This window comes from Bradyrhizobium stylosanthis, assembly GCF_001641335.1.
Classification (GTDB): domain Bacteria; phylum Pseudomonadota; class Alphaproteobacteria; order Rhizobiales; family Xanthobacteraceae; genus Bradyrhizobium; species Bradyrhizobium stylosanthis.
In genome coordinates this window covers 2,334,035-2,356,294 of the sequence record NZ_LVEM01000001.1, presented here as the reverse complement: position 1 = coordinate 2,356,294, position 22,260 = coordinate 2,334,035, and the positions used below count along the sequence as shown (strand labels likewise).

The window sequence follows — 22,260 nt, the reverse complement described above, 5'->3', positions numbered from 1 at the left end:
CCAGTTTGCGACGATTTTGTCAGTCCAGTTCGGCTGCCGCCTGCGCCAGCAGCTTGCAGCCGCGTTCGATCTGCACGACCTCCAGCCCCGAATAGCCCATGACGAGGCCGACGGTCCTGGTCCGGCGCGGACCAACGCGTAGCGCGGAAACGGGGTAGATACCGACGCCCTTGGCGCGCGCCGCCGCGATCAGTGCATCCTCGCGTTTGTGCGGGAGATGATCGAACCATGCCACCACGTGCAGCCCGGCGGCTGCGCCCTCGATGCGGACGCGATCGCCGAACCGGCGCCGCAGCGCGCCGAGCAGGGCCTGCTGGCGCTCGGCATTGCGCCGGCGCACGCGTCTGACATGGCTGTCATAGGCGCCGCTCTCCAGCATTGCGGCCAGCGCCTCCTGCTCGACGAGCGGCGTGTGCCGGTCCATGACCTGTTTGGCGGCGGCAAACAGCGGCCGCAAGCCTGCGGGCACCACGAGGTAGCCGATCCGCAAGGTCGGGGAGAGCGTCTTGGAGACGGTGCCGAGATAGATCACGTTGCCGCTGCCTTCGAGCGCATGCAGCGGCGGGATCGGCCGCGTGTCGTAGCGGTACTCGCTGTCGTAGTCGTCCTCGATCACGTAGGCGTCATTCTTGCGCGCCCAGGCAAGCAATTGGTGCCTGCGCCCGATCGGCATGACGCCGCCGAGCGGATATTGATGCGAGGGCGTCACATAGGCGAGGCGGGCCTCGACGCCGGCGAGCCGTTCGGTTTCGAGGCCGTCCGCATCGACCGGGACCGGCACCGTCTTGGCGCCCGTTGCCGCAAAGGTATGCCGCGCCATCTGGTAGCCGGGATCCTCCATCACGAAGTGGTCGCCGGAATCGAGCAGCAGGCGCGCGCAGATGTCGAGGCCCTGCTGCGAGCCGTTGACGACCACGATCTGGTCCACCTCGCAGCGGACGCTGCGCGATCTCCATAAATAACCTTGCAGCGCGGTCCGCAGCCGCAGCGAGCCGCAGGGGTCGTCATAGGCGAGCCGCTCGGGCCTGCGCGCCATCGCCGCGGTCACGGCCTTCTTCCAGGCCAGCACCGGGAAGTCCGACGGCGAGAGCTCGCCATAGCGGAAGTTCGCGACGAGGCCGCGCGGCGGCTCGGTCCAGCGCGGCGGGTCCTGCCGCAGCCGCTCGCCGAAGCGCGACAGGCGCACCTTGCGCGCCGGCGCATGCGCGGCGACGCGCGTGCGTTCGCGCTCGACGACAGCACGCGCGACACGCGGCCGGGCGCCATGCCGCGTCTCGATGAAACCTTCGGCCGCAAGCTGCTCGTAGGCGACGGTGACGGTCGAGCGCGCCACGCCCATCTCGCCCGCCAGCGCCCGCGAGGACGGCAGCTGCCCGTCGGTGCCGTATACCCGCGCCATGATCTGGTCGCGCAGCGCCTCGTAGATCTGGCGTGCGCCGATGTGGCCGGCGCCGGGCCGGGGCTTGGGCTTGATCGGTGGCATCCACACTCCGCGCCGTCCCCGCGGGAATCGCGGGGGCTGGAATGTGTTTCTAATCCTGTCCGCCGGCGGTTTCGACGTGAGGTTTGCCGTAAGGGAAGAAATGGTCCTTGTGGCCCTGCTGCCAGAGCGTCTTGAGGCCCGGTGCCGTGATGTCCCAGTCCGGGCGGCAAATCCTGCTGACGTCCCTGAGATCGTGGCGGAGCTCTTCGACCGTCGGACGTCCGAAGAACCAGTAGCCGTTGTAGATCTTGTGAACGACGAGGCCGGGCTTGAGCACGATGACATGCGGGATCATCGGATTGTGGACGGGATCGGTATATTCGGCGATGTCGAGATCCTTCTGGACGATGCGTCTGGGGTCGGAGAGGAAGGGCCAGTGCGCGCCGACGCCGCTGCGATACTCGATGATTTCGGCGATCGTGTCGGTCGTGATCGTCACCATCCGGCAATAGCCCACTTCCATTTCCCGATGCAGCTGCAGCAATCCTTCGGCCTGCCGGCGGTCCTTCGGGCAGAAGCCGCCGCGGCCGAGCACCAGCACCATCGGGTCGTTGCCTTGCAGCTCCGAGAGTTTCCGATGCTTGCCGGTGTGGTCGCTGAGCTCATAGTCGGGATTGTCCCCTGCATGATGTCGGGTCTCATCGAGTTTCCTTTCTTGGAGCGATCAGAGATCGAGGACTATGTCCTGCTGGGGCCGCGCGCAGCAGATCAGGACATTGCCGTCGGCGGGCGCGTCGAGCGGATCCGGAGCGTAGCTGACTGCGCCCGCGACCAGCCCACTCTCGCAATTGTGGCAGACGCCGGTCCGGCACGACCAGCGCACGGGGACGTCGCACGCTTCGGCGAGCTCGAGCAGGCTGCCGTAGGATGATGCCCAGGGCACATTGAGACCGCTGCGGGCGAAGGACACCATCGGGCCCGGCCCCGGTGGTCCGGCCGGTATGTGGACGGGCTTCTGCGGCGAAGCCGCGATGCCGGGCGTCAGGGATGGCTTTGAGCCGAACAATTCGGTGTGGATGCGATCCCGCGCGACACCGAGCGTGGCAAGGCCGGCGGTCAGGTCGCGCATGAAGGAGGACGGTCCGCAGAGATAGAAATCACCGTCGCGCGGCACGTTCAGCCGCGCAAGCAAGGAACCATCGAGATGTCCGTGGATATCGAAATCGATTTCGGGGCGATCGCCCGGGTCGGGGGAGCTGTAGCAGATGCGGCTGTGACCGTTGGGGAGCCCCGCCAGCAGCTCGCGTACCTCGGTGGCAAACACATGTTCGCGGCCGTTGCGCGTGCCATGCAGCCACCAGACATCTCGCGTCGATCTGTCCGCCGCGAGCGCCTGCAGCATCGCAAGCACCGGCGTGACGCCGATCCCTGCACTCAGCAGGATGACGGGCCGCGTGTCCTGCCGGAGCGTGAAGCTCCCGCGCGGTGCGCCGAGTTCGATGGTGTCGCCGGCCTGCAGCCTGTCGGCGACATAGGCGCTGGCCGCACCGTTTGCCTCGCGCTTGATGCTGATGCGATACGGCGCGCCGGCGCGGCCCGACAGCGAATAGCTGCGCGTCATCGCCGGTCCCCCGGAAGGCCCGAGCCGGATGATGACGAACTGGCCGGGCAGGGCGGCGGCGAGTGGATCTCCATCCGCGGGCTCGAGGATCAGTGACGTCACGCTGCCGCTTTCGGCGATCTTCTGCGAGACCCGAAACGGCCGGAAGCCGCGCCACGCCGGAGCCGGGCTCGCCCCCGGCCCGAGCCCGGCGTTTCCCGACGCCCCGGTCTCCGCGCGCTGCTGCTCGAGCATCGCCGCGAAGGAATGACGCCAGCCGCCGCTCAGGGCCGGAATCGTCAGCGCAAGCGCGAGGCGATCGCGCGGGTGCGGCGGCAGATAGAGCAGCGCGTTGATCTCCGACACGCTCATGCGCTCGGGTCCGCTTGCGACCTGCGTGATCTCGTCACCGGCCTCGACATCGCCTTCCTCGATGACGCGAAAATAGAATCCGGGCCGGCCGTGCCTGACGAGCAGCGCGGCCATGTCTGGCTCATCCATGCGAATGCCGAGCCGGTAACAGGTGACGCGCGGCTGCGTAACCTCGAACAGGGCAGAGCCGATCCTGTAGCGGTCGCCGATACAGACCTCCGCGTCGGCGAGGCCCTCGACGGTGAAGTTCTCGCCGAATTGTCCAGGGACAAGGTTCGCCCGGCCCAGTTCGTTCTGCCAAAAGCGATAGGACTCCTGCTGGTAGACGTAGACCGCGCGCTGCTCGCCGCCGTGGCCGGCCGTATCGCCCTGGCCGTCGCCGTCGATGTTGAGCCGCCGGACGCGGCGCGCGCCTGAGACCGGCGTCTTCCAGATGCCGGTGTGAACCGTCCTGCCTTGCCAGTCGATGTCGCGCGGCATTCCGACATTGAGGGAGAGAAGACGTGCCATCGTGATGTTCCCGGCCCTGCGTGCAGGCCCCCATGCGGCGGGGCGCCCCAAGGGTAATCTGCATCCAAACCGGAGTGTTGGCGCGTTAGCCGTTGTTAGACGTTGCGAGGGGAGCCTTGCCGCGGCGGTTCCGCGTCATCAGCTCAGGGGGGCGAAGAGGTCATGTTCACTGGAGATCGGAGGCCGAGATGGATGATCAAGCCGGGTTGGCAGCGCTGCGGCGCCATTGGGAGGCTTCGGACGCAAACGATTTCGAGGCCGAGCACGACATCTACCGGGAGGACGCCGTGCTCGACTATCCGCAGTCGGGTGAGCGCATCCGTGGCCGCAGGAATATTCAGGAGAGCCGGACGGTGCAGCCGAACAGGAAGCGCTTCACGGTTCGGCGCATCATCGGCGGCGGCGATCTCTGGGTGAGCGAGTTCGTGCTCAGCTACGATGGCATACCGTCCTACGTCGTCAGCATCATGGAATTTCGCGACGGACGGGTGGCCCACGAGACTCAATATTTCGGCGACCGGTTCGATCCCGGGCCCTCGCGTGCGCATCTCGTGGAGCGGATGGAATGAGTTGAGCGAGCGTCGTGCGTCGGGATCTCCCGTAGCCCGCATGAGCGAAGCGACCTGCGGGACCGCTTCCCGGATATCGCTGGCTCATCCGGGCTACGAAGCCGCCGGCACACGCACACCGTTGCTTAACCAATCGCGGCGCCACGGAACCCGGTGCGGCTGCTGGTCGCAGTTCATCGCCTTGATTCCGGCGGACCGATCTTTATTTCTGAGGCGAACAAGAATCCGGGCCCCTCTGGCGAGGACACCGACAGATGTCGGCAAACCTCGCGATGTCGGATGACCTGTCCCGCGCGAATGCGATGGATCGGCCGATCGTCGGGCTTACTCGAGTTCCTTCCGGCTCATCGTCCCCCATCGCAGCTCCGTGCGGCCATTTCGCAAACGAGGAGCAACGATGTCTGACGCCAAATTCTCAAATCCGATCGAGATCACCGAACCGTCCAGCCTGAACGAGCAGGCGGCCGCGGCCCTGATCATTGCCGGCGCGCTGGTCGCGGTCGCCGACCGCTCCGTCTCGCCGGTCGAGCGCGACGAGGTGATCCGCTTCATCAGGGATCGCGGATTGGCCCCGCACGTCGCCGACGAGCGCTTGTTCTCGATGTTCGACGAGCTGGCGGAACGATTGGAGGAGCCGGACTTTGCCAATGTGGTGATCGACACGTTGCGGCCGGTTTCGAACATGCCGCTGTCATCGCACCTGATGGAGTTGTCGGAGCGCGTCGCGGCGGCGGACGAGGATGTCCATCCCCATGAAGTACAGGCGATCAAGCTGCTCCGGCTGCTGACGCTGGTGCTGCCGCGCGCAAAGCAGGTCGGGCCGGGTGTGACGAGCACTGCCCCCAAGGAGTGAGCATGAGCACAGCATCGGATGAGCAGATGAACGGGACTGCGGGTAGCGCCAGCCAGATGGCCGGCGGCGACCCGCGGCTCGACAAGCTCGTCAATCGCCTGCCGCCGCGCATGAGCGACACCGTCACCTATTTGATGAAGCCGTCCAGCCGCTGGGTGCGGATTCCATCCGGCGCGCTGCTCGTCGTCGGTGGCGTGTTCTCGTTCCTGCCGGTGCTCGGCATCTGGATGCTGCCGCTTGGACTTGCGCTACTCGCCGAGGACGTGCCCGCGCTGCGCGCCTCGCGTTCCAAGGTTCTCGACTGGGTCGAGCGGAAGAAGCCGGGATGGCTCGATCCGTCTGCATCGAAAAATGATCAATCATGACTGAATTCATCACTGCCGAGGCGTTGACCGCGCTGTTTCAGGTCATCCTGATCGACCTCGTGCTTGCCGGCGACAACGCCGTCGTCATCGGCCTTGCCGCCGCCGGCCTGCCGGCCGAGCAGCGCAGGCGCGCCATCGTCGTCGGCATTGCCGCGGCGACCGTGCTCCGTATCGCCTTTGCCGGCGTCGCGACACAGCTCCTGCAGGTGATCGGCCTCCTGCTTGCGGGCGGCGTGCTGCTGCTCTGGGTGTGCTGGAAGATGTGGCGCGAGCTGCGGGAGCAGACGCATGCGAGCGAGCTGGCGTTCAGCCATGGCGGCGGCGCCGGTGCTGCGCCGGCGCAGCGCAAGACCTTCGGCCAGGCCGCGGTGCAGATCGTCGCCGCCGACGTCTCGATGTCGCTGGACAACGTTCTGGCAGTCGCGGGCGCGGCGCGCGAGCATCCCTACATCCTGGCCTTCGGCCTCCTGCTGTCGGTCGCGCTGATGGGCGTTGCCGCCGATCTGCTCGGACGGGTGCTGCAGAAGCAGCGCTGGATCGCCTATGTGGGTCTCGCCATCATCGTCTACGTCGCCTTCGAGATGATCTATCGCGGCTCGCTCGAGCTTGCGCCCGTGATCGCAAGTCTCTAAGTGGACGCGTCCTGACTGCACTTCGGAGTGATTGATGACGTCTGAACCCAAAGCACATTCGGCTACACCGCCGCCCCGGCCGCAGATCGGCCCGTTCGCCCAGCTGATCTTCGGCTCGCGCTGGCTGCAGGTGCCGCTCTATGTCGGCCTCATCATCGCGCAGGGCGTCTATGTGCTGCTGTTCCTGAAGGAGCTCTGGCACCTCGTCGTGCATTCCTTCGACGCCAGCGAGCAGCAGATCATGCTGGTCGTGCTCGGGCTGATCGACGTCGTCATGATCTCGAACCTGCTGGTGATGGTGATCGTCGGCGGCTACGAGACCTTCGTCTCGCGGCTGAACCTGAACGGTCATCCCGACGAGCCGGAGTGGCTCAGCCATGTCAATGCCAGCGTGCTCAAGATCAAGCTGGCGATGGCGATCATCGGCATCTCCTCGATCTCGCTGCTCCGGACCTTCATCGAGGCCGGCAATCTCGGCACCACGCGCAGCAATTTCACCGAGAGCGGCGTGATGTGGCAGGTCCTGATCCACCTGACCTTCATCATCTCCGCGATCGGCATCGCCTGGGTCGACCGTCTCAGCGAGAACGGTCACCGCAAGCAGGCCGGTCACGGTTGAGCGGCTAGCCCGCGAGATCGAGGTCGGCGAGGGGCGGTGAGGCGATTTCTGCGGAGCGCAGCGCGCTGCTCGCGACCGCGCGGTTCCGGCCGGTGTCCTTGGCGTGGTAGAGCGCAATGTCGGCTTCGCGCAGCAGCGTGATGTCGTCGGCGCAGGACTCGTTCCTGGCGGCGACGCCGATGCTTATGCTGACGGTGCCGCAAGGTGCCGCCGGATGAGCGATGTCGAGCGCGCCGACCGCGCGTCGTAGCTGCTCGGCGACCGCCATCGCCTGCTCCTCGGACATGCTGGGAAGCACGATCGCGAATTCCTCGCCGCCATAGCGTGCGGCCTGGCCGCCGGCCTCGGCGGTGACGTTTTCGATCACGCCAGCGATCCGGCGCAGACAGGCATCGCCGGCCTGGTGGCCCAGTGTATCGTTGAATCCCTTGAAATGGTCGATGTCGATCATGAGCACCGACAGGGCGGAATTGCGCGCATAGGCCTCGCGCAGGAAGCTGTCGAAGCTGCGGCGATTGGCGAGCCGCGTCAGGCCGTCGGTGGTCGCGAGCTGCGCGAGGCGGCGATTTGCCGTCGACAGCTCCTCCTCGAGCAGCTTGCGTTGCGTGACGTCGCGCAGCACCGCGACGGTCTCTGGGCCGCCGGTGCCGAGCCCGCGGGCACGGCGGAAATTGGATTCCAGCCACACCACCGCGCCGTCCGGCCGCGTGATGCGGAAGCTGACCGAGCGCGTGCGATCGCTGTCGTCGCGAAACTCGTTGCTCCTGGCCACCATCTCGCGATCGTCGGGGTGGACGAGGTCGAGGCAGGAGCGGCCGAGCACCATGTCCTCGGTCAGGCCGAGGGCTGTGTGGACCGATTGCGAGACGTAACGGCACACGCCCTCTTCGTCGAGCACGACGACGATGTCGGCGATGTTGTCGGCGAGCAGGCGATGGCGCTCCTCGCGTTCGCGCAGCGATTGCTCCAGACGCGAGCGGTAGCGGAATTGCCGCGCCAGCAGCACCGCAGTGCCGGCAACGACGAGCAGCAGGAACGAGGCCACCAGGGCGTCCCATTGCAGGTTCTGGCGCCACCCACCGAGGATCTGCGCCTCCGATCGCGCCACGGTGACGATGATGGGATAGCTGGCGCTCTGCTCGTAGCCGAAATATTTGCTGATCCCGTCGAACGGCGAGGTGATCTTGTAATAGCCGGCGGGGCTCTGCTTCAGGCGCGTCTGGAACAGCGGCGTGCCCGAAAGGTCGTGTCCGCTGGACCCGGACGGCCAACGCACCAGCACTTTGCCCTCGCTGGTGATCAGGCTGATGGCGCCATGCGCGCCAACCCAGAGCGAACGGTAGAAATCGCCGAAATAGTCGCAAGGGATCGCGCCCATGACGATGCCGGCAAATTCCCCGGTCGTGGCATCGCTGATGCGTTTGGACAGCACGATGGTCGGCTCGCCCGTGGTTCGGGAGATGCTGGGTCCGCTGATGTGCAGGCCGGCATCCGGGTTGTCCCGGTGGAAGCGGAAATAGTCGCGGTCGGCATTGTTGTGCGAGACGAGCGTCGCGGCGCTCGAATAGATCGCCGCGCCGTTGCTGTCGAGCACCTTGAGCTCGCGCAGCTGGGGCAGCGATCGCACCGTGCTCGCCAGATGAGCGTTGAATCGCGCTGCGATGTCGGGCTTGCGGTATTTCAGGAGATCGACAAGGCCGTTCATCGCGACGTCGGGTGCCTGGAACGAATGCACGGCATGCCGGGCGAGCGAGTGCACGAGGTTCTGGATGTCTTCCTCGTTGCGCGTCAACACGCTCTCGCGGCCGAGCGCCGCCTTCCACGCGACGAGCCCGAGCACGCATGCGCTCATGAGCGCGACGAAGCCCCAGACGACCATGGTCGGGTGACGCTGGATCCTGGCATGAAGACTTCTGGACGGCATCGGCCTGTTCCGGTGTGATCCGGCCACCATTGCCGTGCGGCATTGCCGAGCAACTAATTTTCGCGCGCGCGGGGCCTGAAACTCGTTCCGTCATTAACAGGACGTGCAGCCGGTTGTCGGAAATGGGCAGAATGCCCCGTGTTTCATCGGGGTTGTCCGCAGAAGCACGGGGCTGCACGCGGCGCTACGGCGTCGGCGGATAGGCCGTGTTCTCGCGCCGCTCGCGATCGCCAAGCTCCCGCACCAGCTCCTGGAGAAACGACTCGGTGTAGGCGGGCAAGGTGCGCTCGGCGCGCACATAGATGCCGAGATCGGACCAGACCGGGCTGCCGGCATTGTCGAGCGGCAGGAAGACGAGCCGGCTGTCGCGCGACAGCCTGTTGATGCCGAGCTGGGTCTGGAAGGCGACGCCGACGCCGCGCGCGGCGAGCTCGCGCATCAGGTCGATCGAATTGGCCTGGATCGCCGGCTCCGGCGTCTCCGGGAGCTGCGCGATCAGCGGCTGCAGCAGATGAAAGATCGACAGCTCCGGCAGCGCATTGATGACGGGGAAGGCGAGGCATTGCTCCAGCGTCACCGTCTTGCGGCGCGCCAGCGGGTGCTCGCGGGCGACCACCGCGCCGAGGCGAAAGCGCTTCAGGGCGACCTGCCGCAGATCCGGCGGATGGCGGAGCGCCATGGCGATGCCGATGTCGGCCTCGCCGCGGCTGAGCGCCTCCAGCACGTCCGACGATCCCTTCACCTCGGTGGTGAAGCTGACGCGGCGGGCGCGGCCGCGATGGGACGCGATCAGGTCCGGCAGGACGGATTCCGTCAGCGACTCGATGCAGGCAATGCTGACGGTGCCGCTCCAGGCGCCGGAGAGGGAGGCAACGTCCGAGCGGAAGCGGTCGAGGTCCTGGAGCACGTTCATGACATGCCGGGCCAGCATCTCGCCGACCGTCGTCAGCGTCAGGCCGCGCGCATTGCGCTCGAACAAGGGCGACCCAACCTCTTGCTCGAGCTTAAGAATCTGACGGCTGACGGCCGAGGAGGCGACATTCAGGACGCGCGCCGCGGCACGGATCGAACCGGTCCGGCGCACGGCATGGAAATACTGGATGGACGGCGAATGAAAGCGCATGGGACCCCCGTCCCAACTATAGCTGTTGCCGAAACGGCATCAACCCGTGCGAAATTCTCTGCTTTTCGAGAGCGCTCCTCATCCCTAGGTTCGCCGCCGGCTCGATCAGGTCCCAGGGGACGGCCGGGCCGTGCGCAACGAGGCGCCGGGGGATTTCGGGGTGAACGAGAACATCGCTTGCGAGCTGGAGCACAAGCCGGACACCACCCGTCTGGTGGATCGCCGCCGCGCCGCGGCCTATGTCGGGGTGACCGCCGGCCGTTTCGAGCAATTGGTGCGTGACAACGTCGTGCCGCCGCCGGTGATGGTGGACAACAAGCGGCGCTGGTCGATCGCATTGCTCGACGTCGCCAGGGAAGCGGTCGTCAGCAGCATGCCCTGCCTGCCGCCTGCCATCGCCGACATCACGCTGGAGGCGCGCCCGTGCGAACGCGATGCGGCGCCGGCCGCGCATGAACTGCCCGATCAGGTCTGGTTCGACCAGCGCGCGCGGTTCGTGCAGCGCGTGCGCCGTTCGCTGCTCTCGGGCAACGAGATCCGCCTGCTGCGCGAGTTCAAGCTGCTCAAGCAGAACCAGATCAGCATGTTCGGCTATTACGGCAGCTTCGAAGCGCTGATGGTGCGCGGCTACATCGTCGAGATCGATCGCAAGCCGCCCTCGAGCCGTCCGCTGGTGACCTATCGCCTGACCGAACGCGGCGAGCAGGTGGTCTCGGCGCTCAAGGACGAGCCGCTGGTCTGATCCGCGCTGCCTTGCAGAGCGCTTCCGGCGGGTTCGATCAATTCCAGAAAAGCGGGGCTGGACGCCGGCCGCGACATCGATATATCCTGATGGATATAGCGAAGCGTGCTCTTGGACCGGCGATGGAAATCAAGGTGAGGCAGCTCACGACCTGCGAGGTGGCCGCCGATGGCGGCGCGATCTCGCTGGGATTCGAGGATGTGGCGGGCAATCCTGCCGCGGTCAGCGTCTCGCTCAACCAGGTCGGCGCGCTGATCATGACGCTCCCCGGTCTGCTGGAGACCGCGCTGAAGGCCCGCTATGGCGACCAGAGCCTGCGCTATGCCTATCCGCTCGCGTCCTGGGTGTTGGAGCAAGCGACCGACACGACCCAGCGCATCATCACGCTCCAGACCGAGGACGGCTTCAAGGTGCGGTTCTCGATCCCGAAGTCGGAGCAGAGCCTGCTCGGCGAAGCGCTGACGCAGCCGATGCCGGAAGTGATGGGGCGGCCGAACTGATCGCTGTCACGACTTCCGCGAACGGCCGATGTCGCTCCTGAGCGCTTCCAGCTCCTTGTGCACGGCGCGCGCGGCGTCGCGTTCGATCTTGCGGTAGCGTGCGACGAGTTTCTCGCCGAACGGGGTCAGCATCGCGCCGCCGCCGTTCTTGCCGCCGGCCTGCGGCTCGACCACGGCATGCCCGCAGATGCGCTTGATCTCGTCGACCAGGTCCCAGGCCCGCTTGTAGGACATGTCCATGGCCCGGCCGGCCGCGGAGATCGAGCCGTGCTCGCGGATCTGTTCCAGAAGCTCGATCTTGCCGGGCCCGATCCGATTCTCGTCGTCGAGGTCGATGCGAAGGCTGAGCTGGGGAAGCGGCTTGGCGCTCGCGCGCGACATGACGGGCATCTCTTGGACTTTGCCTGACGACATTGCCACTCTTGCCCGCCGCGGACAAGCGAGCGCGCCGTCATTCATCACCGCACGGCGTGCATCTCCAGAAACGCCTTCACGCCGGTCACTTCGCCCGTGTCCGATGCGGTGTAGCCGGGCAGGGTGGCGATCGCTGCGCGAAAATCGTGGCTGCGGATGATTTCGAGGATGCGCTGCATCGGCGCGGTGTCGAGGAAGGCGCGCTTGCAGACGAAGAAATAGTCCTCTGTGAGGATGCGGATGAAATCGAGCCCGAACTGGCGCGCGGCGGCCTCGACGCCGAAGCACGCATCCGCCATGCCGCTGGCGACATAGGCCGCAACGGCGGCGTGGGTGAACTCGATCTGCTGCGCGCCGTTGATCCTGCTCTCGTCGATACCGTTCGCGGCCAGCAACTGGTCGAACAAAAGGCGCGTGCCGGAATCATGGTCACGGTTGACGAAGCGGACGGTGGGCTTGGTGAGGTCATCGAGCGAGGCGATCCGCAGCGGATTGCCGCGCGCGACCATCAGGCCCATCTCGCGGGTGACGAAGTTGATGATGCGGTCCTCGCGCGGATCGAGCCATTCGCGCGCAGCCTTGATCCCTTGCGCGCGCAGTGCGCCGTGCGGCAGATGCAGGCCGGAGAGGTCGCAGGCACCCTGCGCCAGCGACACCAGCGAATGCTGGTTGCTGACATAGCGCAGATCGACGCCGATGCCGGGCTCGCGGTCGAGGAATTCGCGCAGCTTTGCCACGGCAAAGCCGTGGCTCGCATGAACGCGGATCACGGAGGGGCGCTGTTCGAGGAACGGCTTGATCTCGCTGGCGAGCTCCTGCGCCAGGTTTTCGAGCTGCGGCCCGAGCCGGGCCTGCATGCGCTCGCCGGCCCACACCAGCCGCTCGCCGAACGGCGTGAGTTTTGAACCTTTGCCGCGCTGGGTTTCCACCAGCGGCGTGCCGAAGAACTCCGACCATTGCTCGATCAGATTCCAGACGTGGCGGTAGGAGAGCTGCGCATCGCTGGCCGCGCTGGTGATCTTTCCGGTCTTCCGGATCTCGTTGAGCACGCCGAGCATGACGACGACAGTGCGCGGGCTGCCCTCGCGGCGAAACCGCCAGACGGCCTCGATCTCGATCTGAAGCATGGGCTATCCTTATGAACTACGCTTCATATGTTGGGCGTCCATTTGCAGAACGTATCATATTTACTCCAGCCAATAGACACCTAGTCTGGCATACCAGATCAGGAGGAAATATGATGTCTGTTGCATATGACTTTGCGCATTCGCCGGCGACCGAGTTCATGGCCCGGCCACAGCATCTGCTCATCGACGGCCGCCGCGTGCCCGCCAGCTCCGGCCGCACCTTCAAATCCCTCAATCCTGCAACGGGGCAGGTCATCGCCACCGTCGCCGAGGGCGGCGAGGCCGATGTCGAGATCGCCGTGGCCGCCGCGCGCCGGGCGTTCGAGGGCCCCTGGCGCACCATGCGCGCCTCCGAGCGCGGCCAGATCCTGCTGCGCTGGGCCGACCTGCTCAAGCGGCACTCAGACGAGATCATCGAGCTCGAGTCGATCGATGCCGGCAAGCCGATCTCGGCGACGATGCGCCAGGACTTCCCCGCCGCCGTCGACACGCTGATCTACTACGCCGGCTGGGCCGACAAGATCAGCGGCGACGTCGTGCCGGTGCGCGATGATGCCTTGACCTACACGATGCGCGAGCCGGTCGGCGTGGTCGCGGCGATCGTGCCGTGGAATTTCCCGCTGATGATCGGCATGTGGAAGCTCGCCCCCGCACTGGCCTGCGGCTGCACCATCGTGATGAAGCCGGCCGAGCTGACCTCGCTGTCGGCGCTGCGCATCGCCGAGCTCGCGCTCGAAGCGGGTCTTCCGGCGGGCGTGTTCAACGTCGTCACGGGGCCGGGCCGCGTCGTCGGCGACGCGCTGGTCAACCACCCCGACGTGGACAAGGTCACCTTCACGGGCTCGCCGGGCGTCGGCCGCGGAATCATGAAGGGCGCGGCGAGCAACTTCAAGCGCGTCTCGCTCGAGCTCGGCGGCAAGTCGGCCAACGTGATTTTCGACGATGCCGATCTCGAAGCAGCAAGCAAGGCTGCGGCCTCCGGCATCTTCTTCAATGCAGGCCAGGTCTGCTCGGCCGGCTCACGCGTGCTGGTGCAGGAGAAGGCCTATGACGAGGTCGTCGAGCGGCTTGCCGCGCGCGCGAAGTCGCTGAGGATCGGCGATCCGCTCGATCGCAAGACCGCGCTCGGCCCCGTCATTTCCGAGAAGCAGATGAAGTCGATCCTCGACTATGTCGAGATCGGACAGAAGGAGGGCGCGAGGCTCGTCACCGGCGGGACGCGTATCGGCGAGCGCGGCTATTTCATCAGCCCGACGGTGTTCGCTGACGTCGAGCACGAAATGCGGGTCTCGCAGGAGGAGATCTTCGGGCCCGTCGTCAGCGTCATCAAGTTCAAGGACGAGGCCGATGCGCTCAGGATCGCCAACGGCACCGCCTACAGCCTCGCCGCCGGCGTCTGGAGCCGCGACGTCGGCAAGCTTCAGCGCTTCGCCAAGCGGGCCCGCGCCGGCACGGTCTGGATGAACACCTATGGCTATACCGACGTGCGCCTGCCCTGGGGCGGCGAGCGCGACTCCGGCCTCGGCCGCGAGCACGGCACCGCCGCGCTCGACAATTTCACCGAACCCAAGGCGGTGTGGATGAATCTGGCCGTCTGATACCCTCCCGATCGGCCAATCCTGGGCCCGCCTGATCGTCCGGTCAGGCGGGCTCTTTTTTTCGAGATCGGTAAAATTGTCTGCATTCGGCTCAGCCGGTGCAAACCCTCCCGACAAGTCGCACGGCGCCTTAAACCAGAGCTTTGGAACCGGCCTGCATCCTGTCCGCAACAGGGCAGGGCTTCATCATGTCTATCTTCAGGGAGATCGTCGTGGCGGTTGCGGGCGTGTATGCGCTCCTGTTCGCCTGCGACGCAGTGTTCGGGGTCGGCGAGGCGCGCTTCGACGATTCCTATTATAGCGCCAGCTTCTACGCGCCGAAGCCGAAGGAATTCCGCTTCGCAAGCGACACGCCGCCGGCCGTGCGCGTCAGCGAAGCGTTCGCGCAGTTTGCGCCGAGCGAGGTCAAACCGAACAGGCGCTACTCGTCGCTCACGACGATCATTCGCTGACGCCGTCTCACTCGCCCTGGATCCATTCCGCAAGGCCGCGCCACAGCGTGTCGCGGTGATCGGGGCGGAAGAAGCCGAAATGGCCGATGGCCTTGGTGCCGACGTCGGACGGCTTCACCGTCAAGACCTCCGGCTTGATCGCGGTGAAGCCGCTCGTCAGCAGCTCGACCGCGGAGCGCGTTGCCCAGGGATCGTCGGAGAAGCACAGCGCCCGCAGCTCGCCCTTGAACTTTGCGAAATTGTCGAGCGCCGGCAGTTTTGAATCGAAGAGATAGCGCGGGCTCGAGACCCAGTCGGCCCATTGCAGGAAGACGCCCTTGGGCAGGTCCTCGCCGATGCCGGCCCAGCCCGGCGCGTAGCCGAGAGCGTGGACCAGCGGGACCCCCACGAAATTCATGAAGGCGTAGACTCTGTACTTCTCCGGCGAGGTCATCAGCCGCCAGGTCGCGGCCTGCGAGGCCACGAAGGCGGCCCGCGAGATCTCGCTGTTGTTCTCGATCAGCCCGAGCGCCTGGCCGCCGTAGGAATGGCCGACATAGGCGAGGGGCAGGGTGTTGTAACGCTCGCGCATCCAGCGCACTGCGGCGCTGACGTCGAGCGCGGCCCAATCCGACATCGAGGCTTTGAAGCCGACCAGCGATTTCGGCTGGTTGTAGCCGACCATCGCCGGCAGCCTGCTGTCGCCGATGCCGCGATAGTCGTAGGTGAGGACCGCGCAGCCGCGATGGGCGAGATAGGAGGCAAAGCCGCGATAGATCTTGCGCGGGACGGCGGTGGCCGAGTTGATCAGGACGGCGTGGCGCTTGGTGCCGCGCGGCAGGAACAGGGTGCCGGCCAGCGCATAGCCGTCGGCCGCCGGGAAGCTGATCTCGTCGATGAAAACGTCGTCCAATGCCGCGTCCATGGGCGGAAAGTATCTTGCCGGTTTCCTCGCTGCCCCCAGCAAATGCGAATTCAGCTTTGCCCGCAAGGGTTTGCAATGCAAAACGGATTTACAACTGGCGGTGTCGTTTTAGCCTGTGTATAAGGCGGCCCTCGCAACCCACAGATCAGGTTGCGCTTTTTGCTTCACGGAGAGATTGCGATGTCCGAGCGATGGACGCCCGAGTCCTGGCGCAGCAAGCCGGTGCTACAGGTGCCCGAATATCCCGACGCCAAGGCTTTGGCCGACGTCGAGGCGCAGCTTGCGACCTTTCCGCCGCTGGTGTTCGCGGGCGAGGCGCGCAATCTGAAGAAGGCGCTGGCGCGCGTTGCGGCCGGCGAGGCCTTCCTGCTCCAGGGCGGCGACTGCGCCGAGAGCTTTGCCGAGCACGGCGCCAACAACATCCGCGACTTCTTCCGCGTGCTGCTGCAGATGGCGGTGGTGCTGACCTATGCCGGCGCCGTGCCGGTGGTGAAGGTCGGTCGCATTGCCGGCCAGTTCGCAAAGCCGCGCTCGTCGCCGACCGAAAAGCTGAATGGCATCGAGCTGCCGAGCTATCGCGGCGACATCGTCAACGACATCGCCTTCACCAAGGAAGCGCGTGTTCCGGATCCGCAACGCCAGCTGATGGCCTACCGCCAGTCGGCCGCGACGCTGAACCTGCTGCGCGCCTTCGCGACCGGCGGCTACGCCAATCTCGGCAGCGTGCATGAATGGATGCTCGGCTTCCTCAAGGACAGCCCGCAGTCCCGCCGCTACAAGGAGCTGGCCGACCGCATCTCGGATGCGCTCAACTTCATGCGCGCCTGCGGCCTCGACCTCGAGAGCCATCCCGAGCTGCGCGCCACCGATTTCTACACCAGCCACGAAGCGCTGCTGCTCGGCTACGAGCAGGCCATGACCCGCGTCGATTCCACGACCGGCGACTGGTACGCGACCTCGGGCCACATGATCTGGATCGGCGACCGCACCCGTCAGCTCGATCACGGCCACATCGAGTATTTCCGCGGCATCAAGAACCCGATCGGCCTGAAGTGCGGCCCGTCGCTCAAGCCCGACGAGCTGTTGAAGCTGATCGACGTGCTCAACCCCGACAACGAGCCCGGCCGGCTGACGCTGATCGGCCGCTTCGGCTCCGACAAGGTCGGCGAGCATCTGCCGAACATGATCCGCACGGTGAAGCGTGAGGGCAAGGTGGTGGTCTGGTCGTGCGATCCCATGCACGGCAACACCATCACCTCGACGTCAGGCTACAAGACGCGGCCGTTCGACCGCGTCCTGTCCGAGGTGAAGTCGTTCTTCGCGATCCACGCCGCGGAAGGCACCCATGCCGGCGGCGTGCACCTGGAGATGACCGGCCAGGACGTCACCGAGTGCCTCGGCGGCGCCCGCGCGATCACCGACGAGGACCTCAACGACCGCTATCACACGGTCTGCGATCCCCGTCTCAATGCCGAGCAATCCATCGATATGGCTTTCCTGGTCGCCGAGCTGCTCAAGCAGGAACGGGCAGGCAAGGTCAAGCCGATGCCGGCCGCAGCGGGGCTCTAACACCTTGCTGCGGATTTGGAAGGCCACGATCAATTCCCGTAACGGTCTGGCCTTTGCGTTCCGGTCGGAGCAGGCGGTCCGTGAGGAGATTTTTGCGCTCATCCTCTCGGTGCCGGCCGCCTGGCTGATCGCCGCGACCGCGATGCGCGCGGTCGAACTGGTCTGCGCGGTCGCGTTCGTGCTGACGGTCGAGCTGCTCAACACCGCGATCGAGAAGCTCGCCGACCGCCTGACCATGGACCACGACAAGCAGATCGGCCGCGTCAAGGACATGGGCTCGGCTGCCGTCGGCGTTGCGCTGCTGATGGCGGGCGCGTTCTGGATCTTTGCCATCGTCGAGCGGTTGGGTTTCGTCTAGCCATTGGAAGCGGATAAGGGGCGGCCATGACCGAACGTCTCAACGCATTCGCGGTCACGCTCGCCCAGCTCAATCCGACCATGGGCGATATCGAGGGGAATGCCGCCAAGGTGCGCGCGGCCCGCGCGCGAGCCGCTGCCGACGGCGCCGATCTCGTGCTGTTTCCGGAATTGTTCATCGCTGGCTATCCGCCGGAAGATCTGGTGCAGAAGCCGGCCTTCCAGGCCGCCTGCCGCGCGGCCATCGAAAGCCTCGCGCGCGAGACCGCCGGTGGCGGGCCGGCGATGCTGGTCGGCACGCCCTGGGTCGAGGAGGGCAGGCTCTACAATGCCTGCGCGCTGCTCGATGGCGGCCGCATCGCGGCGTTGCGGTTCAAGTGCAATCTGCCGAACTACGGCGTGTTCGACGAGAAGCGGCTGTTTTCGCGCGGCCCCGCCGCAGGCCCCGTGACCGTGCGCGGCGTTCGGATCGGCGTGCCGATCTGCGAGGACATCTGGCTGGAAGAGTCCGAGGACTACGAGAACGTGGTCGAGACGCTGGCCGAGACCGGCGCCGAGATCATCCTGGTGCCGAACGGCTCGCCCTACGCCCGCGACAAGAGTGACGTGCGCCTGTCGGTCGCGGTCGCGCGCGTGACCGAGAGCGGCTTGCCGCTGGTCTATCTCAATCAGGTCTGCGGTCAGGACGAGCTGGTGTTCGACGGCGCCTCGTTCGCGCTCAACGGCGATTTGTCGCTCGCAGCGCAATTGCCGGCGTTCGAGGAGAGTATCACGACGCTACGCTTCACCAGGAATGGCGACGACTGGCGCTGCGCGGGGCCGACCGCGGAGCAGCTCGAGGGTGACAAGGCCGACTACGCCGCCTGCGTGCTGGGCCTGCGCGACTATGTCGGCAAGAACGGCTTTCCCGGCGTGCTGCTCGGCATCTCCGGCGGCATCGATTCCGCGCTTTGCGCCGCGATCGCCGTGGACGCGCTCGGCGCCGACCAGGTGCATGGCGTGATGCTGCCCTATCGCTACACGGCCGCGCACTCGATCGCCGATGCCGGCGAGCTCGCCGGCCATCTCGGCATCCGCTACGAGGTGCTGCCGATCGCCGAAGCCGTGACCGGCTTCGAGACGATCCTGTCGGGCCTCTTCAAGAACCTGCCGCCTGATATCACCGAGGAGAACCTCCAGGCCCGCACCCGCGGCACGCTGCTGATGGCGATCTCCAACAAGACCGGCCTGATGGTGGTGACCACAGGCAACAAGTCGGAGATGTCGGTCGGCTATGCCACGCTCTACGGCGACATGAACGGCGGCTTCAACCCGATCAAGGATATCTACAAGACGCAGGTGTTTCGCCTGTCGACTCTGCGCAATGGCTGGAAGCCGGATGGCGCGCTCGGCCCCGCAGGCGAAGTGATCCCGCCCGATATCATCACGCGCCCGCCGACGGCGGAGCTGCGCGAGAACCAGACCGATCAGGATTCGCTGCCGCCTTACGACGTGCTCGACGCCATCCTCGAAGGGCTGATCGAACGCGAGGAGCCGCTCGAGGCGATCATCGCCGCCGGCTTCGAGCGCGACACCGTCACCCGCATCGACCATCTGCTCAACGTCGCCGAATACAAGCGCCGTCAGGCCGCGCCCGGCGTGAAGGTGACGGCCAGGAATTTCGGCCGCGACCGCCGCTATCCCATCACCAACCGCTTTCGCGACAAGGGCGAGAAGCTGCCGGTGGCAGACGAGACGCTGGTGTCGCGCGGCAGCCGGGCCTCGATCGACGCATTCGAGGGGTGAGTCTCAAGCGCAAGCTCGTGTGACGGACGCTCTCGCCACACAGAACGCTGTCATCATCCGCGCAGGCGGATGATCCAGTACTCCGCGGCGGACATTGTCGGAACCAATCCCCGCCGCGGAGTGCTGGATGCCCCGCCTTCGCGGGCATGACAGCTGAGTTTGTGGTTGCTTACTTCTGCTGCTGCGGCACATAGGCGTAGTCGGCTGTTGGTGTCGGGCGGGCGGAGCATGGCAGACGAGATCGCACTGGACATGGAGGACATCCGTGTGGTCGCGGCGTACGCGGCGGAAAATGCCGCGGAGGTGCTGGAGATCTTCGAACGATCCCGCCCTGAGGATTTTCGTCCGCGCGACGCAGTCGAAGCCGCGCGAACCTTCGCGTGCGGAGGCAAGCGGGGGAAGGCCTTGCGCGATGCAGCCTGGGCTGCGCTGAGGGCGGCAAAGGAAGCCGAAGATGCCGCGGCAAGCCAGGTCGCGCGGGCGGCGATGAGTGCCTCGTCTGCGGCCTATCTTCATCCTTTGGCGCGTTCAACGCAGGTCAGGCATATTCTTGGCGCCGCTGCCCACGCTGCGCGGGCCGTCGAACTTGCAGCGGGTGATGTCCCCGGTGGCGGTGCCGACTATCTTGAGCGCGCGCTTCAGCGTGCAACCCCTGGGCTCGTTGAGGTCCTGCGTCGCTACCCGCTCGCACCGTCCGGTGGCGGCCGGGTTGGCGAACTCATGCGTACAATCGACCGGAGGCTACGCGGCGAGCCGTCGTAAGCGGAGTGGACGAGCGGCCTCGCCGCCTACGGCGCTGTCATCATCCGCCTTGTGCGCAATTGCGCACTGGGGCGGATGATCCAGTACTCCGCGGCGGACATCGTGAAAACCAGTTGTCGCCGCGGACTACTGGATACCCCGCCTTCGCGGGGTATGACGGCTGAGTTCGTGGGTGCTTACTTCTGCTGCTGCGGCAGGAACGTCGGGCCGACGGAGCGGATCGGCTTGTTCTCCGACGAGGTCGCGGGGGCTGGATCGGCCGGCGGGGTCGCAGCGGGTGCGGTGGCCGTCGTCGGCGCTGCGCCCTTCTTGGCGTTGGCAGGCTGCGGCGCGCCCTTGTTGAGGCGCTGCTGCTGCATCTTCCTGGCGCTCTCCTCGGTGACGATGATGTCACCCTGCTGCTCGACTGCAGCCTTGTCGTCGGCCGATTTCAGCGCATCGGCCCAGGTCTGTCCGGCCGCCTTGCAGGAGCAGGACGGGTTGAACTCGCTGCGGAATTTGAACGCCGTCGGCAGCGCCGTGTAGGGCTGGCCGCCGACCGAGACGGCGGAGTTCATGTCCTCGCCGGGATTGCGGTGGGTGTAGAGCACGGCCTCGGCGGCCGGGCACAGCGCCTTGCAGGTCTTCTCGTCGTCGGGGAAGCGCGCCGGCACGGTCGCGAACGAGATCGGGAAATAGGCGCCGTCGCAGGTGCGCACGCACACGGTGCGGAAGGTGCCGGATTGCGGACCGAGGTCGGAGGGCGGCACGCCTTGCGGATTGTTCGGGTTGTTCGGATTGTTGCCGCCGAACAGGTTGCTCAGGAAATTGCCGCCGCCCTGCGACTGCGCCGCGTTGGCGTATTGCGGGCCGCAACCGTTCTGCGCCAGCGCCATCAGCACCGAGCGGCGCTGGTTGTCGCGCTCGGGGCTGGCGCCGCCTGCGCTGCGCAGGCGCTCGAGATTGCCGGTGATCTGATCCAGATTGGCGCGCATCTGCTGGATCTGGGTGTTGACCGGACCGCACTGCGCCGACTGGCCGTTGAACAGCGAGAAGAAGCCGGAGGAATCGCAGCCCATGCGCTTGGCCTGCATGGTGACGCGATCGAGCTCGGCCTGCTGCTTGGCCTGGGAGTCCTGATAACGGCGGATCTGCTCTTCGCGCGCGGGGTCGCCACCGCCGCCGCCGCGATCGAGCGCGGCGAGCTGGCCTTCTAGCCGCACGCACATCGGATTGGGACCAAGCCCGTTCTGGCCCGGCTGAGGCGGCGGGCCGGGCGGTCCGGCCTGCGCGAAAGCGCCATTGGCGAGCACGACGGTGCCGAGGAGCACGGTGCAGGCAAGGAAGGAGCGGGCACGGGAGAGGGACAAAAATTCAGGCATATCCGCCATTCTAGCGAGGTCACGGCCCAGCGTGATTTGGGGGCCGAAGCGCGCCCACCCAATAGCCGCTTCCTGCGGCATCGTCACGTCGTTTCAGGGGCCGAAGACTGGTCCTAAGGTCCGCCAGCGCCGAGGGAATTCAGCGCTGACAGGTGATTGCGACATATTCGTTGCAATGGCCATGGGAGCAGTTTGCGCCGGTTTTGGGGACAGAGCCGGTAATTTCGTCGGGATCGACCCGCCGATAGGCCGAAGCCTGGGCAAAATCCCGTGACTGGCAATAGGTCCGCGCGACCTGTGCCCCGCATTTGTCGCCTTTGGCCAGGCACTGGTCGACACCGTAGCCATCCGCCTGGTTGGCGATGATGAAGACACGCGTCTCGGCAAAGGCGACGGATGACGCGGCAATCGAGCCGCAAAGGACGAGCGCGAACAGGGATCGCATGGGGCACCGGGGGCTGGAAACCGCCCGCATCTCAATAAACTCAAAAGGTTAAGGAGAATGGAACCATTGCGGCGGGCGCGAGCGCATTGCGGGCAGAAGGCGGCATTTTCGCGGCTCCCTTGACGGAAGGCGGCCTCATAGCCCATATGTTCCCGCATGAACGGTCTCCTCGCCATTTGCATCATTTGCGAGATTACGAGCTAGCGATTCGCTGGCTGGAGCCGTCTTTTCTCAAACACATTGAGAGCACTGGA

General features: G+C 66.1%; 22 protein-coding genes and 1 pseudogene. 13 read left to right on the top strand and 10 right to left on the bottom strand.

The genetic code is table 11. The features are described from left to right. Window positions 1–19: 19 nt before the first annotated feature. The 3 genes and pseudogenes from pdxR to A7X65_RS11400 form a co-directional block, all read right to left on the bottom strand. A complete protein-coding gene (pdxR, locus tag A7X65_RS11410) occupies window positions 20–1,483 on the bottom strand; it encodes a MocR-like pyridoxine biosynthesis transcription factor PdxR (protein ID WP_063684625.1) in 1,464 nt (487 codons plus the stop codon). Window positions 1,484–1,532: 49 nt separating this feature from the next. Further along, window positions 1,533–2,096, bottom strand: a pseudogene (locus tag A7X65_RS11405) (redoxin domain-containing protein); the annotation flags it as partial. A 51-nt stretch (window positions 2,097–2,147) separates the two neighbouring features. Beyond that, window positions 2,148–3,905, bottom strand: coding sequence for an MOSC and FAD-binding oxidoreductase domain-containing protein (locus tag A7X65_RS11400; protein ID WP_063684624.1), 1,758 nt, complete (start codon window positions 3,903–3,905; stop codon window positions 2,148–2,150). A gap of 188 nt (window positions 3,906–4,093) precedes the next feature. Between A7X65_RS11400 and A7X65_RS11395 the strand changes: the two genes are divergently transcribed. From A7X65_RS11395 to A7X65_RS11375, 5 genes are all read left to right on the top strand, one after another. Then, window positions 4,094–4,474: a nuclear transport factor 2 family protein gene (locus tag A7X65_RS11395; RefSeq protein ID WP_063684623.1), complete on the top strand. Its 381-nt coding sequence runs from the start codon at window positions 4,094–4,096 to the stop codon at window positions 4,472–4,474. A gap of 397 nt (window positions 4,475–4,871) precedes the next feature. Next, window positions 4,872–5,327 carry a tellurite resistance TerB family protein gene (locus A7X65_RS11390; RefSeq protein WP_063684622.1) on the top strand — a complete coding sequence of 152 codons (456 nt, stop codon included), beginning with the start codon at window positions 4,872–4,874 and terminating at the stop codon, window positions 5,325–5,327. A 2-nt stretch (window positions 5,328–5,329) separates the two neighbouring features. Beyond that, window positions 5,330–5,692, top strand: coding sequence for a hypothetical protein (locus A7X65_RS11385; protein WP_063684621.1), 363 nt, complete (start codon window positions 5,330–5,332; stop codon window positions 5,690–5,692). Continuing rightward, window positions 5,689–6,324: a TerC family protein gene (locus A7X65_RS11380; RefSeq protein WP_063684620.1), complete on the top strand. Its 636-nt coding sequence runs from the start codon at window positions 5,689–5,691 to the stop codon at window positions 6,322–6,324. The genes A7X65_RS11385 and A7X65_RS11380 overlap by 4 nt, the downstream gene beginning before the upstream one ends. A gap of 34 nt (window positions 6,325–6,358) precedes the next feature. Then, window positions 6,359–6,943, top strand: coding sequence for a TIGR00645 family protein (locus A7X65_RS11375; RefSeq protein WP_063684619.1), 585 nt, complete (start codon window positions 6,359–6,361; stop codon window positions 6,941–6,943). A 4-nt stretch (window positions 6,944–6,947) separates the two neighbouring features. Here the strand turns inward: A7X65_RS11375 and A7X65_RS11370 are convergent, their stop codons facing one another. Then, a complete protein-coding gene (locus tag A7X65_RS11370) occupies window positions 6,948–8,867 on the bottom strand; it encodes a sensor domain-containing diguanylate cyclase (RefSeq protein WP_063684618.1) in 1,920 nt (639 codons plus the stop codon). Between the two features lie 184 nt (window positions 8,868–9,051). Then, a complete protein-coding gene (locus A7X65_RS11365; protein WP_063684617.1) occupies window positions 9,052–9,990 on the bottom strand; it encodes a LysR family transcriptional regulator in 939 nt (312 codons plus the stop codon). A gap of 160 nt (window positions 9,991–10,150) precedes the next feature. Between A7X65_RS11365 and A7X65_RS11360 the strand changes: the two genes are divergently transcribed. Together A7X65_RS11360 and A7X65_RS11355 are read left to right on the top strand one after the other, a co-directional pair. Then, on the top strand, window positions 10,151–10,732 hold the full coding sequence (locus tag A7X65_RS11360; protein WP_063684931.1) for a hypothetical protein: 582 nt from the start codon (window positions 10,151–10,153) through the stop codon (window positions 10,730–10,732). A gap of 122 nt (window positions 10,733–10,854) precedes the next feature. After that, window positions 10,855–11,232, top strand: a complete 378-nt coding sequence (locus A7X65_RS11355) for a hypothetical protein (protein WP_063684616.1) — start codon at window positions 10,855–10,857, stop codon at window positions 11,230–11,232. Between the two features lie 6 nt (window positions 11,233–11,238). On the opposite strand, the gene A7X65_RS11350 is transcribed toward A7X65_RS11355, so the two are convergent. Together A7X65_RS11350 and A7X65_RS11345 are read right to left on the bottom strand one after the other, a co-directional pair. Next, window positions 11,239–11,613: a winged helix-turn-helix domain-containing protein gene (locus A7X65_RS11350; RefSeq protein WP_063684930.1), complete on the bottom strand. Its 375-nt coding sequence runs from the start codon at window positions 11,611–11,613 to the stop codon at window positions 11,239–11,241. A 77-nt stretch (window positions 11,614–11,690) separates the two neighbouring features. Next, the gene (locus A7X65_RS11345; RefSeq protein WP_063684615.1) at window positions 11,691–12,773 is read right to left on the bottom strand and encodes a substrate-binding domain-containing protein; all 1,083 of its coding nucleotides are present in this window, start codon (window positions 12,771–12,773) and stop codon (window positions 11,691–11,693) included. 113 nt (window positions 12,774–12,886) lie between these two features. Here A7X65_RS11345 and A7X65_RS11340 point away from each other — a divergent pair, with 113 nt between their 5' ends. Next, complete coding sequence (locus tag A7X65_RS11340) at window positions 12,887–14,371, top strand: aldehyde dehydrogenase family protein (RefSeq protein WP_063684929.1); 1,485 nt, start codon at window positions 12,887–12,889, stop codon at window positions 14,369–14,371. A 188-nt stretch (window positions 14,372–14,559) separates the two neighbouring features. Then, window positions 14,560–14,823, top strand: a complete 264-nt coding sequence (locus A7X65_RS11335; protein WP_063684928.1) for a hypothetical protein — start codon at window positions 14,560–14,562, stop codon at window positions 14,821–14,823. 7 nt (window positions 14,824–14,830) lie between these two features. On the opposite strand, the gene A7X65_RS11330 is transcribed toward A7X65_RS11335, so the two are convergent. Continuing rightward, window positions 14,831–15,727 (bottom strand): alpha/beta hydrolase family protein, encoded by an 897-nt coding sequence (locus A7X65_RS11330; protein ID WP_063684614.1) that lies wholly within the window; start codon window positions 15,725–15,727, stop codon window positions 14,831–14,833. 180 nt (window positions 15,728–15,907) lie between these two features. On the opposite strand from A7X65_RS11330, the gene A7X65_RS11325 reads away from it, so the two are divergent. The 4 genes from A7X65_RS11325 (at window position 15,908) to A7X65_RS11310 (ending at window position 20,200) form a co-directional block, all read left to right on the top strand. Continuing rightward, the gene (locus A7X65_RS11325) at window positions 15,908–17,296 is read left to right on the top strand and encodes a class II 3-deoxy-7-phosphoheptulonate synthase (protein WP_063684613.1); all 1,389 of its coding nucleotides are present in this window, start codon (window positions 15,908–15,910) and stop codon (window positions 17,294–17,296) included. A 4-nt stretch (window positions 17,297–17,300) separates the two neighbouring features. After that, window positions 17,301–17,654, top strand: coding sequence for a diacylglycerol kinase (locus tag A7X65_RS11320; protein ID WP_063684612.1), 354 nt, complete (start codon window positions 17,301–17,303; stop codon window positions 17,652–17,654). Between the two features lie 26 nt (window positions 17,655–17,680). Further along, window positions 17,681–19,438, top strand: coding sequence for an NAD+ synthase (locus A7X65_RS11315; protein ID WP_063684611.1), 1,758 nt, complete (start codon window positions 17,681–17,683; stop codon window positions 19,436–19,438). A 228-nt stretch (window positions 19,439–19,666) separates the two neighbouring features. Further along, on the top strand, window positions 19,667–20,200 hold the full coding sequence (locus A7X65_RS11310; RefSeq protein ID WP_063684610.1) for a putative immunity protein: 534 nt from the start codon (window positions 19,667–19,669) through the stop codon (window positions 20,198–20,200). 176 nt (window positions 20,201–20,376) lie between these two features. Here A7X65_RS11310 and A7X65_RS11305 read toward each other — a convergent pair whose 3' ends face one another. Both A7X65_RS11305 and A7X65_RS11300 read right to left on the bottom strand, forming a co-directional pair. After that, window positions 20,377–21,570 carry a DUF2865 domain-containing protein gene (locus A7X65_RS11305; RefSeq protein ID WP_063684609.1) on the bottom strand — a complete coding sequence of 398 codons (1,194 nt, stop codon included), beginning with the start codon at window positions 21,568–21,570 and terminating at the stop codon, window positions 20,377–20,379. A 130-nt stretch (window positions 21,571–21,700) separates the two neighbouring features. Further along, window positions 21,701–22,006: a hypothetical protein gene (locus A7X65_RS11300; RefSeq protein ID WP_063684608.1), complete on the bottom strand. Its 306-nt coding sequence runs from the start codon at window positions 22,004–22,006 to the stop codon at window positions 21,701–21,703. Between the last annotated feature and the right edge of the window lie 254 nt (window positions 22,007–22,260).

Coding starts and splice junctions, on each gene's coding strand:
- A7X65_RS11325 (WP_063684613.1), top strand. CDS start 15,908: ATGTCCGAGCGATGGACGCCCGAGTCCTGGCGCAGCAAGCCGGTGCTA.
- A7X65_RS11395 (WP_063684623.1), top strand. CDS start 4,094: ATGGATGATCAAGCCGGGTTGGCAGCGCTGCGGCGCCATTGGGAGGCT.
- A7X65_RS11345 (WP_063684615.1), bottom strand. CDS start 12,773: ATGCTTCAGATCGAGATCGAGGCCGTCTGGCGGTTTCGCCGCGAGGGC.
- A7X65_RS11390 (WP_063684622.1), top strand. CDS start 4,872: ATGTCTGACGCCAAATTCTCAAATCCGATCGAGATCACCGAACCGTCC.
- A7X65_RS11400 (WP_063684624.1), bottom strand. CDS start 3,905: ATGGCACGTCTTCTCTCCCTCAATGTCGGAATGCCGCGCGACATCGAC.
- A7X65_RS11365 (WP_063684617.1), bottom strand. CDS start 9,990: ATGCGCTTTCATTCGCCGTCCATCCAGTATTTCCATGCCGTGCGCCGG.
- A7X65_RS11315 (WP_063684611.1), top strand. CDS start 17,681: ATGACCGAACGTCTCAACGCATTCGCGGTCACGCTCGCCCAGCTCAAT.
- pdxR (WP_063684625.1), bottom strand. CDS start 1,483: ATGCCACCGATCAAGCCCAAGCCCCGGCCCGGCGCCGGCCACATCGGC.
- A7X65_RS11305 (WP_063684609.1), bottom strand. CDS start 21,570: ATGGCGGATATGCCTGAATTTTTGTCCCTCTCCCGTGCCCGCTCCTTC.
- A7X65_RS11370 (WP_063684618.1), bottom strand. CDS start 8,867: ATGCCGTCCAGAAGTCTTCATGCCAGGATCCAGCGTCACCCGACCATG.
- A7X65_RS11300 (WP_063684608.1), bottom strand. CDS start 22,006: ATGCGATCCCTGTTCGCGCTCGTCCTTTGCGGCTCGATTGCCGCGTCA.
- A7X65_RS11310 (WP_063684610.1), top strand. CDS start 19,667: ATGGCAGACGAGATCGCACTGGACATGGAGGACATCCGTGTGGTCGCG.
- A7X65_RS11340 (WP_063684929.1), top strand. CDS start 12,887: ATGTCTGTTGCATATGACTTTGCGCATTCGCCGGCGACCGAGTTCATG.
- A7X65_RS11380 (WP_063684620.1), top strand. CDS start 5,689: ATGACTGAATTCATCACTGCCGAGGCGTTGACCGCGCTGTTTCAGGTC.
- A7X65_RS11350 (WP_063684930.1), bottom strand. CDS start 11,613: ATGTCGCGCGCGAGCGCCAAGCCGCTTCCCCAGCTCAGCCTTCGCATC.
- A7X65_RS11330 (WP_063684614.1), bottom strand. CDS start 15,727: ATGGACGCGGCATTGGACGACGTTTTCATCGACGAGATCAGCTTCCCG.
- A7X65_RS11335 (WP_063684928.1), top strand. CDS start 14,560: ATGTCTATCTTCAGGGAGATCGTCGTGGCGGTTGCGGGCGTGTATGCG.
- A7X65_RS11375 (WP_063684619.1), top strand. CDS start 6,359: ATGACGTCTGAACCCAAAGCACATTCGGCTACACCGCCGCCCCGGCCG.
- A7X65_RS11385 (WP_063684621.1), top strand. CDS start 5,330: ATGAGCACAGCATCGGATGAGCAGATGAACGGGACTGCGGGTAGCGCC.
- A7X65_RS11355 (WP_063684616.1), top strand. CDS start 10,855: ATGGAAATCAAGGTGAGGCAGCTCACGACCTGCGAGGTGGCCGCCGAT.